The sequence below is a fragment of the Aquimarina latercula DSM 2041 genome, assembly GCF_000430645.1.
GTDB classification, from domain to species: Bacteria; Bacteroidota; Bacteroidia; order Flavobacteriales; family Flavobacteriaceae; genus Aquimarina; species Aquimarina latercula.
This window is the reverse complement of record NZ_KE387185.1, coordinates 172,689-186,151: the sequence shown is the minus strand read 5'-3', so window position 1 is coordinate 186,151 and position 13,463 is coordinate 172,689. Positions and strand designations below refer to the sequence as shown.

At 32.7% G+C, this 13,463-nt stretch carries 13 protein-coding genes; all 13 read left to right on the top strand.

What is annotated here, in order from left to right:
- Nucleotides 1-8 precede the first annotated feature (8 nt).
- The 13 genes from H526_RS0118790 to H526_RS0118730 all read left to right on the top strand — a co-directional run bounded on the left by H526_RS0118790 (nt 9) and on the right by H526_RS0118730 (nt 13,452).
- Nucleotides 9-1,484: a DUF5687 family protein gene (locus H526_RS0118790; protein WP_027394424.1), complete on the top strand. Its 1,476-nt coding sequence runs from the start codon at nt 9-11 to the stop codon at nt 1,482-1,484.
- Between the two features lie 4 nt (nt 1,485-1,488).
- Nucleotides 1,489-2,184: an ABC transporter ATP-binding protein gene (locus tag H526_RS0118785; RefSeq protein ID WP_027394423.1), complete on the top strand. Its 696-nt coding sequence runs from the start codon at nt 1,489-1,491 to the stop codon at nt 2,182-2,184.
- Nucleotides 2,185-2,400: 216 nt separating this feature from the next.
- Nucleotides 2,401-5,028 (top strand): type IX secretion system periplasmic lipoprotein PorW/SprE, encoded by a 2,628-nt coding sequence (gene porW / locus H526_RS0118780; protein WP_245591216.1) that lies wholly within the window; start codon nt 2,401-2,403, stop codon nt 5,026-5,028.
- Nucleotides 5,029-5,049: 21 nt separating this feature from the next.
- On the top strand, nt 5,050-5,469 hold the full coding sequence (locus H526_RS0118775; RefSeq protein ID WP_027394421.1) for a bactofilin family protein: 420 nt from the start codon (nt 5,050-5,052) through the stop codon (nt 5,467-5,469).
- The gene (locus H526_RS0118770) at nt 5,441-5,668 is read left to right on the top strand and encodes an AtpZ/AtpI family protein (protein WP_051336234.1); all 228 of its coding nucleotides are present in this window, start codon (nt 5,441-5,443) and stop codon (nt 5,666-5,668) included. The genes H526_RS0118775 and H526_RS0118770 overlap by 29 nt, the downstream gene beginning before the upstream one ends.
- An 88-nt stretch (nt 5,669-5,756) precedes the next feature.
- Nucleotides 5,757-6,134, top strand: a complete 378-nt coding sequence (locus H526_RS0118765; protein WP_027394419.1) for a DUF6168 family protein — start codon at nt 5,757-5,759, stop codon at nt 6,132-6,134.
- A 122-nt stretch (nt 6,135-6,256) separates the two neighbouring features.
- Nucleotides 6,257-7,333, top strand: coding sequence for a F0F1 ATP synthase subunit A (atpB, locus tag H526_RS0118760; RefSeq protein WP_027394418.1), 1,077 nt, complete (start codon nt 6,257-6,259; stop codon nt 7,331-7,333).
- 33 nt (nt 7,334-7,366) lie between these two features.
- Nucleotides 7,367-7,558 (top strand): ATP synthase F0 subunit C, encoded by a 192-nt coding sequence (gene atpE, locus H526_RS0118755; RefSeq protein WP_027394417.1) that lies wholly within the window; start codon nt 7,367-7,369, stop codon nt 7,556-7,558.
- 82 nt (nt 7,559-7,640) lie between these two features.
- Nucleotides 7,641-8,141 carry a F0F1 ATP synthase subunit B gene (locus H526_RS0118750; RefSeq protein WP_027394416.1) on the top strand — a complete coding sequence of 167 codons (501 nt, stop codon included), beginning with the start codon at nt 7,641-7,643 and terminating at the stop codon, nt 8,139-8,141.
- Nucleotides 8,142-8,148: 7 nt separating this feature from the next.
- Nucleotides 8,149-8,676: an ATP synthase F1 subunit delta gene (atpH, locus tag H526_RS0118745; RefSeq protein WP_027394415.1), complete on the top strand. Its 528-nt coding sequence runs from the start codon at nt 8,149-8,151 to the stop codon at nt 8,674-8,676.
- 74 nt (nt 8,677-8,750) lie between these two features.
- Nucleotides 8,751-10,328: a F0F1 ATP synthase subunit alpha gene (gene atpA, locus H526_RS0118740; protein ID WP_027394414.1), complete on the top strand. Its 1,578-nt coding sequence runs from the start codon at nt 8,751-8,753 to the stop codon at nt 10,326-10,328.
- A 124-nt stretch (nt 10,329-10,452) separates the two neighbouring features.
- Nucleotides 10,453-11,319, top strand: coding sequence for an ATP synthase F1 subunit gamma (gene atpG / locus H526_RS0118735; protein WP_027394413.1), 867 nt, complete (start codon nt 10,453-10,455; stop codon nt 11,317-11,319).
- Nucleotides 11,320-11,517: 198 nt separating this feature from the next.
- On the top strand, nt 11,518-13,452 hold the full coding sequence (locus H526_RS0118730) for a hypothetical protein (protein WP_027394412.1): 1,935 nt from the start codon (nt 11,518-11,520) through the stop codon (nt 13,450-13,452).
- Nucleotides 13,453-13,463: the final 11 nt, after the last annotated feature.

The following is a 13,463-nucleotide window of genomic DNA, read 5'->3' as shown; positions in this document are numbered from 1 at the left end:
ATACAACTATGTTTAAACATTTTATATCCTTACAGTGGAAATCTTTTTGGCGATCTGCATCTGCTTCTTCGGGAGTTTGGATGAAAATCTTCATGGGATTTTGGGCGGTATATTTTATTTTAATGATGATGGGAGGCAGTTTTATTGCCTATAAATATATCAGCAAAGATTTATGTCTAGATCCATTAGAAGTGGTAAATAGATTTTTGATCTATTGGTGGGCATTTGATCTTATTTTTAGATACGCGTTACAAAAAATGCCTGTTATCAATATTAAACCTTTATTGATTTTACCTTTTAGTAAAAGCAAAATTGTATCATTTGCTTTGGGTAAGACAATGTCATCGTTTTTTAATATTATTCATGCCTTCTTTTTTGTTCCATTTTCAGTTCTTTTGATTGCTAATGGAGATGCACCTGTATTAAACGTGTTGTTATGGAATATAGGATTGATTGCATTGATATATGGTAATAATTTCCTTAATATCTTATTAAACAATAAAGACAATCTTATTTATGGAGTTGGTGGCGTTATGGCGTTATTAGGTGGATTGCATTATTTCGGATATTTTGATGTTACACAGTATACAGCACCGTTTTTTCAGGGATTATACGAATCAAAGTTTTTAGTAGTTATTCCAGTAGTCGCTGCAATCGCACTTTATATTATAGCATTTAGATCTTTTGTAAAGGATTTGTATCTGGATGCTGGATTGGCAACGAAATCTAAAACTGTAAAAACAGAAAATTTAGAATGGTTGGATCGATTTGGTAAAACCGCAGTATTTCTAAAAAATGATATTAAGCTTATTAAAAGAAATAAAAGAGCAAGATCAACAGTAATAGTTAGTGCGTTATTTCTTTTTTATGGTCTGTTATTCTTCACAGGAGCTGTCGAAGCATATGAAGGACCTGTTTGGAAAATATTTGCAGGGATTTTTGTTTCTGGTGGATTTTTAATGAGTTTTGGACAATTCGTTCCAAGTTGGGATAGTTCTTATTATCCATTAATGATGAGCCAAAATATTAAATACCGAGAATATCTTTCTTCAAAATGGTGGTTAATGGTAATAGCGACATTTATTTCTGCTGTTCTAGCATCAGGATATTTATATTTTGGATGGGAGGCATACTTAGCGGTTGTTGTTGGTGCGATCTATAATATGGGAATGAATGCACACGTCGTATTATGGGCAGGTGCTTATGTAAAAACTCCAATAGATTTAACTAGTAATAAAAAGGCTTTTGGAGACAAACAATCCTTTAATATGAAAACATTAATGTTATCATTGCCAAAACTTGCATTACCAATGGTGTTATATGCAATAGGACATTATGCATATAGTCCATATGCAGGTTATGCATTGGTTGCTGTTGCTGGAATTGCTGGTTTTGCATTTAGGAATATGGTTTTTGATAAAATTGAAAGAATTTATAGAACAGAGAAGTATAAAACGATCTGGGCATACAAACAAAAAAAATAAGAAGATGATAGGAGTACATAATATTACAAAGACATATGCAGGGAATACGGTATTAAATATTGAGCATTTAGAAATTCCTAAGGGAGATAGTTTTGGTTTAGTAGGAAATAATGGAGCCGGGAAAACAACTTTATTTAGTGCTTTATTGGATCTTATTAAACCAACAACAGGTCATATAGAAAATAGTGGGATAAAAGTAAGCGAGAGTGAAGATTGGAAATCAATCACATCGGCATTTATCGACGAAACATTTTTGATCGGTTATCTTACAGCAGAGGAATATTTCTATTTCATAGGAGAACTTCGAGGCCAAAATAAAGCAGATGTAGATGCGTTGTTAGCAGAGTTTGAAGATTTTTTTCACGGAGAAATATTAGGTCAAAAGAAGTATTTAAGGGATTTGTCTAAAGGGAATCAAAAGAAAGCTGGAATAGTGGCTGCATTGATAGGAAATCCAGAAGTTGTTATTCTGGATGAACCATTTGCCAACCTGGATCCTACAACTCAGATTCGTTTAAAGAAAATCATCAAAGATTTGGCTGCAGATCCTAATGTTACTGTTTTGGTTTCTAGTCATGATTTGATGCACGTAACAGAAGTGTGTGAGCGTATTGTGGTATTGGATAAAGGAGAAGTAGTTAAAGATCTTGCAACCTCTACAGAAACATTAAAGGAATTAGAGGAGCATTTTAATAAATAAGTATAAGCAATTAAGTTTTCGGGAAACTTTGAAGCATCGCTGATCTTTTGTTAGCGATGCTTTTTTTATTAAAACTATCGAAACAACAAAAAAATGTGTTGTTCAGAGGTTTTTTACTAGAAGAAATGTATTTTTACATTTCACGCAAGGTTTTTATGCCGTTCTGATGCACTAAAACGCAAGTTTTTAAGTTATCAGCGTATAAATTATTCAGATTTGAACAGAAATTTATCACAAATCATCGTTGTATTTCTCCTAATTGCTATTGGGTTTAGTTGTTCGCGTAAAAAAGACAAATGGACTAATAGGACTTGGCACGATGTAACTACAAAAAACAATACACTTTATAACGGAAGAGTGGCTTTTGAGAAAGGAAAGCAGGATATTGTTCAAACATATAAAGACAATTTTTGGGAATTACTTCCGGTAGAAAGATTAATTGTTGGTGAAGATGTTAGACTTCCTAATGAAGTTCTTAATCAAAATTTTGATAAAGCAGAGGAAAAGGCAGCTAAAGCTATACAAAAGCATAGCATGCTTATTGATGATAGAGAGCGAAATCCTAAAATTGATGAGTCATTTTTACTTTTAGGAAAAGCGAGGTATAACGAACAACGATTTATTCCAGCTTTAGAAGCTTTTAATTATATTCTATATAAATATCCAACCAGTAATAATATCAATCATGCTAAGGTTTGGAGAGCAAAAGCCAATCTTCGTTTAGATAATAATGAGAAGGCTATAGAGGATTTAATGAAGATGGTGGAAGAAGAATATATGGAAGCTCAAGATTACTCTGATGCAGTGGCGATGATTGCGCAAGCATATATTAATCTAGAACAAAAGGATTCTGCAGTTACGTATATTAGTAAAGCAGCTATTCACTCAAAAAATAATGAAGAAAAAGGTAGGTATCTTTATATAAAGGGTCAGTTGTTAAATCAGTTAGGATATAAGGATAGTGCTAATTATGCGTTCGATCAAGTAATTGATCTGAACAGAAAAACACCTAGGCGATATATGCTAAATGCGTATATGGCAAAAGCCAGAAATTTTAATTACGAAACAGGAAATAAACAAGAGTTTTTAGAGCTTTTAACAGATTTAGAGGAGAATCGCGAAAATAGACCTTTCCTTGATAAAATTTATAATCAGAAAGCCGTTTATTTTAATACACTAGATTCTATAGATTTAGCGGTGCAATTTTATAATAAATCTTTAAGAACAGATTCTGAAGATACATATTTACAATCACTTAACTATAAAACACTAGGAGATATAAATTTTGATGATAAGGAATATGCAGTAGCGGGTGCTTATTATGATAGTACCCTGGAAAGAATGGTTGTTGATTCTAAAAAATACCGTGTATTAAAAAAGAAAAGAGTCAATTTAGACGATGTAATTTTATATGAAGGAATTGCGCAAACTAATGATAGTATTCTTAGTGCTGTAGCGATGTCTCCAGAAGAAAGATTAGCATATTATTCTGAGTATACTGAGAAAATTAAGGCAGAAGCTATTGCAGCTGAGGAAGCGGCAGAAATTGCAAGAATAAAAGGAGAACTTCCTAACGAACAACGATTTAATAGACCAAGTACTGGATTAGGAGCTAGTGGCGGACCAAACCCAGAAGAAGGAGGAACGTTTTATTTTTATAATCCTACTACGGTAGCTTATGGTAAAACTGCTTTTAAAAGAACTTATGGAAATCGGGAATTGCAGGATAATTGGAGGATATCCAGTATTACAAATCCAACAGCGGTTTCTAGTGAAGAACAGGGTGAAGTAGAAGAGTATTCGATTGAGTCGGATCCTACTTTTGATCCACAAACGTATATTACCCAATTACCAACGGATGAGGTTGTTTTGGATAGTTTGCAAACCGATAGAAACTTTGCTTACTATCAATTAGGGGTTATTTATAAGGAGAAATTTCAGGAATATGAATTAGCAACAGATAAGTTTGAAGGTCTGTTAGAAAGTAATCCAGAAGAGCGTCTAATCGTTCCCTCTAAATATAATTTATATAAAATTTATGTTTTACAAGGCAACGTAGAAAAATCGAATGCACTTAAGCAAGATATTATTAATACACATGGAGATTCACGTTATGCTAAAATTCTTCAAAATCCTGATGAAGCATTAAAAGATGATCAAAATAGCCCAAAATCTTTGTATAATAAATTGTATAAGGATTTTAAGGGCCAAAAATATGCTTCAGTAATAAAAGAAAGTGATGAGTTGATTACTAAGTTTGGTGGAGAAGATTTTGTTCCAAAATTTGAATTATTAAAAGCGCAAGCGATTGGTCGTTACCAAGGTTTTGAGGCGTATAAAGAAGCCTTGAATTATGTATCGCTTAATTACCCACAAAGTCCAGAAGGTAAAAAGGCACAATTAATATATCAAACAACAATACCACAAATACAGAATAGTGATTTTGTGTTAGAAGGTACGGATCAAGAAAAAAACCACAAGTTGGTATATGAGTATTCTAGATTTGGAGATAATCAAGCTCAAGAGCTTAAAGAGAGATTAGAAGCTATTTTAAAAGATCTTAGGTATGATAAAATGAAAGTATCGTTAGATATCTATACAAAAGATCAACAATTTGTGGTAGTTCATACCAAAAGAGATAAATTAGGTGCAGAAGGTCTAGCAGAACTTTTGATTCTGGGTAAAATAGAAGATACCAGAGGAGTAGATATGACAAAATGGAACCGTAGGAAGAAATACTATCAGAAGGTAGATAAAGAATATTTTTTAGTTACTTCTAAAAATTATAGAATCATCCAGATACATAAGAACCTAGATAGTTATTTGCAACCTAAATCAGAATAATAATTTAATCCCCCGATTAGTATGTTTTCAGACAATAAAAAAGGAAAAGATCAGGCTTTAACAGATTTTTCAAGAAATCAAAACAAAATTTCAGAAGGAACTAAAATTGTAGGAGATGTAGTCTCCGAAGGTGGTTTTAGGGTAGAAGGTACTATAGAAGGTACATTTAAAACTACAGGAAAAGTAGTAGTCGGAAAATCAGGTTTTATTCAGGGAACATTAGAATGTTCTGATGCTGATTTCGAAGGTAAGTTTTCAGGAAATCTTGTGATTTCAGGAACACTTTCCTTAAAACCAACAGCACATATCGAAGGAGAAGTTTCTGTAGGTAAATTAGCTGTAGAGCCAGGAGCGACTTTCAATGCATCTTGTGTCATGAAAGGTGGTGTAAAATCTCTTGGAGGTAAACAAGATGGGCAAAAACAAGGGAAATCAGCTTAGAAAATATTTAGCTCTAACCGGTATTGCTTTTGAAATGGGAGCGATCATTTTTGTCTGTGCATATGCAGGTAAGAAATTAGATGCCTATTATCAATTCGAAAAAAATTGGTGCACAATGGGGTTAGTTCTTTTTGGGGTAGCATCATCATTATATTTGGTTATAAAGCAATTAGATAGGATTAATAATCCTAAGAAATAAGTTGTTTTTACAATAATTATTTCAGAAAATCTTTCCTAACACCTTTTTTAAAAACAAAAAAGCAATTAAAATTTAGTAAATTAAATAAATGATTAAAAATTTACTTAGCTTTTTAAGCATTTTTCTTTTAGTCTTATTAGTTGTATACGGAGTACATATTTGGGTTGGAAGTTTTTTTTCAATCAATAATAATCCTGCAATTATTAATCTTTCATATATTTTTAATGCGGTATATACGATCATATTAATTACTGCAATTTTGATTCTTCGAAAAAAGTTTAAAGATCAGATTGGTTTTATTTTTTTAGCAGGAAGCTTCATTAAATTAGGAGTTTTTGTAGCCATTACTAAGCTCAATGGTATAGTGATGGATAAAAGCGTTTTTCTTGACTTTTTTACACCCTATGTGATTAGTTTAATTTTGGAAGTGTACTATGTTTCTAAAATTCTTAATTCTAATAAATAGCTGAAAATCAATAGTTTAATTATTTTGAAATATTCTCAAACTTATTTGTGTAAAATAGTTTAAGAATCTAACTTAATTATGTACATTTGCACCGAAATTTAGGAACCGAAATCTGACCTAGAATGCAAAAAATTAGTGTAGTTAGAATTTTTATGACTTTAGCTTTGATTCTCACTTCTTTGAATCTGGCGGCAAAAGATACTGAGAAAGTAGAAAAAGAAGGTAAAGGTGGGTTGAAGACTGAAATTAAAGAATTTATTGATCATCACCTTCTTGATTCACACGATTTTACATTTTTTTCTGATAAAGAAACTGGTAAACATTATGGCTTTCCATTACCTGTTATCCTTTGGGATGGAGGGTTAAAAGTTTTTTCTTCTTCAAAATTTCATCACGGAGAAACAGTTGCTGAGGTTGATGGTAACCACTACAAGTTATACCATAGTAAAATATATAAGACGGATGCGGAAGGTACCATCAATTACGATGAAGATCATCATGCAACGAATGCAAAACCATTAGATTTTTCAATTACAAAAAACGTAGTTAGTATGCTTTTAATTGGTTTGCTAATGTTTTTTATGTTTAGAGGGTTGGCAAAATCATATAAGAAAAATAACGGTATTCCAACAGGAATTGGACGTTTCTTGGAGCCTTTGGTTGTTTTTGTAAGAGATGAGATTGCAATACCAAATATAGGTGAGAAGCATTATAAAAAGTATATGAGCTTTTTATTGACAACCTTTTTCTTTATTTGGTTGTTAAATTTATTAGGAATGACTCCACTAGCTGTTAATGTAACAGGAAATATTGCAGTTACTTTTGGTTTAGCGTTATTAACATTCTTAATTACGAATCTTACTGCAAATAAAAATTATTGGGGACACATTTTTTGGATGCCAGGTGTTCCAACATTTATGAAAATAGTTTTAGCGCCAATAGAATTGTTAGGTGTTTTTATCAAACCTTTTTCATTAATGATCCGTTTGTATGCGAATATGACTGCAGGTCACGTAGTAATTATGAGTATTATTGGGATGATGTTTTTATTTAAGAGTTGGATTGGGAGTCCATTATCATTTGGTTTATCATTTGCGTTATCAATATTAGAACTATTGGTAGCAGCATTACAAGCATATATTTTTACGATGTTGTCTGCACTTTATTTTGGTTCAGCCAATGAAGAGGCACATCACTAAACGTTAATTGTTTAATTTTTTTAATTCTTTATTATGGAAGGTTTAAATTATGTAGGAGCTGGTTTGATTGTTATCGGTGCTGGTTTAGGTATTGGTAGAATCGGTGGTCAAGCAATGGAAGCTATTGCTCGTCAACCAGAAGCTTCAGGAAAAATCCAAACAGCTATGCTTATTGCAGCTGCACTTATTGAAGGTATTGGATTTGCTGCATTATTTGCAGCTTAATTTACAAACAATAGCTGTAACGGTTGGTTACAGCTATTGTTTACTTTGAAATTAAAAATTAAAGAAAACAACATATTTAATTATGGATAAGTTAATAAATGATTTTTCATTTGGTCTGTTTTTTTGGCAGATACTATTGTTTGTAGGGTTACTATTATTATTAAGAAAATTTGCTTGGAAACCAATTCTAGAGGCAGTTAATAATAGAGAAGAAGGAATTAAAAATGCATTAGAGTCTGCTGAGGCGGCTAAAAAAGAAATGCAAAACCTTCAGGCTGATAATGAGCGTATCCTTAATGAAGCACGTGCTGAGAGAGATGGAATGCTTAAAGAAGCAAGACAATTAAAAGAGAGCATGATTGCAGACGCAAAATCTGAAGCGCAGACGGAAGCTGATAAGATTGTTGCACAAGCACAAGCTACAATAGAAAGTGAAAAGAAAGCTGCGATAGCTGACCTTAAAAGTCAAGTTGCGGGACTATCTGTAGAAATTGCAGAAAAAGTAGTTAGAAAAGAATTAGCTAACAAAGACAAACAACTAGAATTAGTAGAGTCTATGTTAGGAGATGTTACTTTAAACTAATCATAAGATGAGTAGAGCAGCAATACGTTACGCTAAGGCAGTTTTGAGTTTGGCTCAGGATAAAAATGCCACTGAGGATGTTCAGAAAGATATGAAAAATATTATCGCTACTATTGATAGTAGTTCTGATCTTAAAATGGTATTAAACAGTCCTTTGATCAAAAGCGAAGTAAAGCTAGCTTCTTTGCGTGAGATTTTTAAAAGTTCAGGAGATCTTACACAAAAACTTTTTGACACATTAATAGAAAATAAAAGAGTAAGCTTGCTAGATAATGTGGCAAAGCAGTATATCGTTTTATTTGATCAATTAAATAATACTCAAGTTGCTAAGGTAACCACTGCAGTTCCTTTAGATAAAACGTTAAGTTCAAAAGTTTTAGCTAAAGTAAAAGAATTGACAGGAAACGAAGCGACTATAGAAAATGTTATTGATGAGAGCATCATCGGTGGTTTTATTCTAAGAGTAGGTGATTTGCAGTATAATGCGAGTATAGCTAATAAGCTAACAAGTTTAAAAAGAGAATTAAGTAATTAATAAATTACTTCAATTATATAAATTTAATAATAAGAGAATGAGTAGGTTTACTCATTTTTACAAACTATTATAAAATGGCAGAGGTGAATCCTGCTGAAGTATCAGCAATATTAAAACAACAATTATCTGGATTTGAAGCTACAGCTTCACTAGAAGAAGTAGGTACAGTATTACAGGTTGGTGATGGTATCGCCAGAGTATACGGATTGTCTAACGCTCAATATGGAGAATTAGTAGAATTCGAATCTGGACTAGAAGGAATCGTACTGAATCTTGAGGAAGATAATGTTGGTGTAGTACTTTTAGGTTCTTCGACAGATGTAAAAGAAGGTGTAACGGTTAAACGTACACAAAGAATTGCTTCTATTAATGTTGGAGAAGGAATTGTAGGTCGTGTAGTGGACACTTTAGGAAATCCTATTGATGGAAAAGGAGCGATTGAGGGTGAAACTTTTGAAATGCCATTAGAGCGTAAAGCTCCTGGTGTAGTTTTCCGTCAGCCGGTAACAGAACCATTACAGACAGGTATTAAGTCTATTGATGCAATGGTACCAGTAGGTAGAGGACAACGTGAATTGGTGATTGGTGACCGTCAAACTGGTAAGACAACAGTTTGTATCGATACAATCCTTAATCAAAAAGAATTTTATGATGCTGGTGAGCCAGTTTACTGTATTTATGTTGCTATCGGACAGAAAGCATCTACAGTAGCAGGTATTGCTAAAGTATTAGAAGATAAAGGAGCAATGGCGTATACTACAATTGTAGCTGCGAATGCTTCTGATCCTGCTCCAATGCAGGTATATGCTCCGTTTGCCGGTGCTGCAATTGGTGAGTATTTCCGTGATACAGGTCGTCCTGCTTTGATTATCTATGATGATTTATCTAAGCAAGCGGTTGCATATCGTGAGGTATCATTATTATTACGTCGTCCACCAGGACGTGAGGCATATCCTGGGGATGTATTCTATCTTCACTCTAGATTATTAGAGCGTGCTGCAAAAGTAATTGCTGATGATAGTATTGCAAAAGATATGAATGATTTACCTGATTCATTAAAAGATAAAGTAAAAGGTGGTGGATCACTTACTGCATTACCAATTATTGAAACACAAGCGGGTGACGTTTCTGCATATATCCCAACTAATGTAATTTCTATTACAGATGGTCAGATATTCTTAACTTCTGATTTATTTAACTCCGGTGTTCGTCCAGCAATTAACGTAGGTATTTCTGTATCTCGTGTAGGTGGATCGGCTCAGATTAAATCAATGAAGAAAGTAGCAGGTACATTAAAGCTTGATCAAGCACAGTTCCGTGAACTAGAAGCATTTGCTAAGTTTGGTTCTGATCTAGATGCAGCTACCTTAAACGTAATTGAAAAAGGTAAGCGTAACGTAGAAATCTTAAAGCAGGCTCAGAATGACCCTTATACAGTAGAAGATCAAATTGCAATTATCTATGCTGGATCTAAAAACTTATTAAGAGATGTTCCTGTTAATAAAATAAAAGAATTCGAAAGTGACTTTATAGAATATCTTAATGCTAAACATAGAGACACTTTAGACACTTTAAAGGCTGGGAAGTTAACAGACGAAGTAACGGATGTATTACTTTCAGCTTGTAAAGAGATTTCAGCAAAATATAAGTAAATAGTATTGAGTACAGAGTATTAAGATTTTTAGTACTCTGTATTTTATATAAAGTTATAATATTAGAAAGGTATTGTTTAGAAGTACTTAGTTATTAGCTAATCAATACTCAATACTAAGAAAGATGGCAAATTTAAAAGAATTACGTAGTAGAATTACCTCTGTATCATCAACGATGCAAATTACCAGTGCCATGAAAATGGTATCGGCAGCAAAGTTGAACAAAGCACAGATGGCGATTACTGCTATGCGTCCTTATGCAGACAAGCTTACTGAATTATTACAGAGTTTGAGTGCTTCTCTTGAAGGAGATAATGCAAGTTCATTCTCTGAGCAACGTGAGGTAAACAAAGTTTTAGTAGTTGCAATTGCTTCTAATCGTGGTTTGGCAGGTGCTTTTAATTCTAACATTGTTAAAGCTTCTAGAGAGTTATATGAGAATGTGTATGCTGGTAAACAAGTTGACTTTGTTACTATTGGTAAAAAAGTAAATGATATAGTTTCCAAAACACATACCGTTGTGGCTAACAAAAGTGAATTGTTTGATGATCTTACGTTTGCTAATGTTGCTGCTATTGCAGAAGAGTTGATGGAAATGTTTACGAATGGTTCTTATGATAAAATTGTTGTGATATATAACAAGTTTAAGAATGCAGCTACGCAAATAGTTACAACAGAGCAGTTTTTACCAATTAAACCAGTAGAAACTGAAGGTGAAAAAAGTGCTAACTTAGATTATATCTTTGAACCATCTAAAGAGGAAATAGTTGAAGAATTAATTCCAAAATCTTTAAAAACACAGCTTTATAAAGCAATTCGTGATTCTTTTGCTTCTGAACACGGAGCGCGTATGACAGCGATGCATAAAGCCACAGATAACGCTACTGAATTAAGAGATTCTTTAAAATTACAATATAACAAAGCTAGACAGGCTTCTATTACTAATGAGATCTTAGAGATCGTTGGTGGTGCAGAAGCGTTGAACTCATAATTAGATGTTTGTTGGAAATCGATAAATAGTCTTAAAAAAGAGAATATATCCTAAAAACTCGACATTAATTATGTCGAGTTTTTTTTATTTCCAGATTTCGTTGAAATATCAGTAAAAAGTGATTTTTAGGGGTAACATTTTCCCTGTTTTAGGCACTTACTATCAAGTACTAAACATTAATTTTTAAAACCACTTTTTATGAAAAAAATTATCAACCTTTTTTATGTATGCTTACTTATTATTATATCGTCATGTGGGAGTGATGATGATGCAATTGGAAACCTTCCTCCAATGGAAGTGTCGAATATAGAAGCAGAAGTAATTGAAGGTACGCTTGTAAGGATAAGTTGGACAGAAGCAGAAGATGCTAATAACGATGAACTATCTTATGATGTAGTAATTAATGATAGGGTAGTAGCCGATAAAACATCGGAATTATCTACAGAATTTAATGTAGCTAGCTTGTTAGCAAATAGGTCAAGTAATCTACAAAAAGGGCTAAGCTTAGAATTGACGATTAGTATTAAAGCATATGATACTAATGGTGGTGTTTCTGAGGAATCGATTGTAAAACGAAATGTTTTTGTTAATAGAGATCCAAGTACGTTCGAGTTTGCAAATATTAATTTTGATTTCTCGTACTATAATTGGTTAGAGATTTCCTGGTATCCAGCGATAGATGAGGATGGAGATATCTTATCCTATGACGTGTATCTTAATGATGTTGTCCTAAGAGAAAATTACGTTATTGGGTCAGATGATTACGACGGTTTGGGGAGTATTTATTATAACACTGATTATTCTCAATATGTGGAAAATGAAATTATTATCAAAGTTGTTGCTAATGATAGAGATGGTGGTATAACGGAAATTAGTAAAACTTTTGACTTTAGAGCTACAGATGTGGATTTAGGAACATTGTCGTTGCCATATGATAATTCAGTGGAGTATGTAATTACTCAAGAAGAAGTGGATCGTAGAGTCGGTTACACTTTTCAGATAGCGGAAAATACTGGATATGTAATTCAGTCCAGTGAATATTTACAGTTAAGGTTATCCGATGATCAAGGTAATTATATAAATGGAAGTTCTGAAAGATTGTATGGAGAATCATTGACTGCAGGAACGTATTATTTAGAAATAGAAAATTATTATAATAATTCGAACTCATCTGGTACGCTTTCTTTTGTTTTAAAAGACCCAAAAGAATCAGATGTAGATTTGGGAACCTTAGGAATCCCGTATGAGGAGGTATTAAACTTTTCTTTACCAAATAACGAACCAGATAATAAAATAGGGTATACGTTTCAGGTTAGCGAAGAGACAGGTTTTTCTGTTTTTTCTCAGAATAATATTAATTTCGAGCTTAGGGAAGTAAACGGAAACTTTATTACATCTGGGTATAGGAGAGCGTTTGCTGAGACGATTCAACCGGGAACCTATTATTTAGAAGTGTATCAGTATTATAATGATATTAATTCTGGCTCCTTTACAATGGTTTTAAAAGATGCCAGCACTACGGATGTGGATTTAGGAGCATTATCAATACCTTATACAGATTCAGTAGAATTTAATGTATCTACAACAGAACCTGATGGAAAGATTCGGTATTTATTTGAGATTAATAGCGCTACAGGGTATTCATTTACAACTCAAACAGGAGTATATTTAAATTTATATGATAGTAATGGTAATTATATAAACTATGGATATAGAGATATTTACGGAGAGAATTTAAATGCTGGAAGTTATTATTTAGAAATTGTTAATCAAGACTATAATGATATATCTGGAACTTTAAATATAACACTTAGCTCTCCGAATGAATCTGATATTGATCTTGGCGCACTTACGGTACCTTTTAATCAATCATTTGATTTTAATACAACGGGCGAAATTGATAGAAAAATTAGGTATGAATTTAGCGTTGATTCTGAGGCTTCTTATACTTTTGAAATTATCAACGAAAATTATGATGATTATATTTATTTATATGACGCTAGTGGTAATTACATAAGTGGAAGTGATTATTACCAGATTACAGGAACATTATCACCGGGCGGTTATTATATTGAAGTTGCGGGATATAGTAATAATGCAGGTTCAGGAACATTGGTTTTTAACCTTCAATAAGAAAATAAGAT

What these genes read in the sequence shown, in the direction of transcription:
- H526_RS0118790 (WP_027394424.1), top strand. Translation starts at nt 9, where the DNA reads ATGTTTAAACATTTTATATCCTTACAGTGGAAATCTTTTTGGCGATCT.
- H526_RS0118785 (WP_027394423.1), top strand. Translation starts at nt 1,489, where the DNA reads ATGATAGGAGTACATAATATTACAAAGACATATGCAGGGAATACGGTA.
- H526_RS0118775 (WP_027394421.1), top strand. Translation starts at nt 5,050, where the DNA reads ATGTTTTCAGACAATAAAAAAGGAAAAGATCAGGCTTTAACAGATTTT.
- H526_RS0118770 (WP_051336234.1), top strand. Translation starts at nt 5,441, where the DNA reads ATGGGCAAAAACAAGGGAAATCAGCTTAGAAAATATTTAGCTCTAACC.
- H526_RS0118765 (WP_027394419.1), top strand. Translation starts at nt 5,757, where the DNA reads ATGATTAAAAATTTACTTAGCTTTTTAAGCATTTTTCTTTTAGTCTTA.
- atpB (WP_027394418.1), top strand. Translation starts at nt 6,257, where the DNA reads ATGCAAAAAATTAGTGTAGTTAGAATTTTTATGACTTTAGCTTTGATT.
- atpE (WP_027394417.1), top strand. Translation starts at nt 7,367, where the DNA reads ATGGAAGGTTTAAATTATGTAGGAGCTGGTTTGATTGTTATCGGTGCT.
- H526_RS0118750 (WP_027394416.1), top strand. Translation starts at nt 7,641, where the DNA reads ATGGATAAGTTAATAAATGATTTTTCATTTGGTCTGTTTTTTTGGCAG.
- atpH (WP_027394415.1), top strand. Translation starts at nt 8,149, where the DNA reads ATGAGTAGAGCAGCAATACGTTACGCTAAGGCAGTTTTGAGTTTGGCT.
- atpA (WP_027394414.1), top strand. Translation starts at nt 8,751, where the DNA reads ATGGCAGAGGTGAATCCTGCTGAAGTATCAGCAATATTAAAACAACAA.
- atpG (WP_027394413.1), top strand. Translation starts at nt 10,453, where the DNA reads ATGGCAAATTTAAAAGAATTACGTAGTAGAATTACCTCTGTATCATCA.
- H526_RS0118730 (WP_027394412.1), top strand. Translation starts at nt 11,518, where the DNA reads ATGAAAAAAATTATCAACCTTTTTTATGTATGCTTACTTATTATTATA.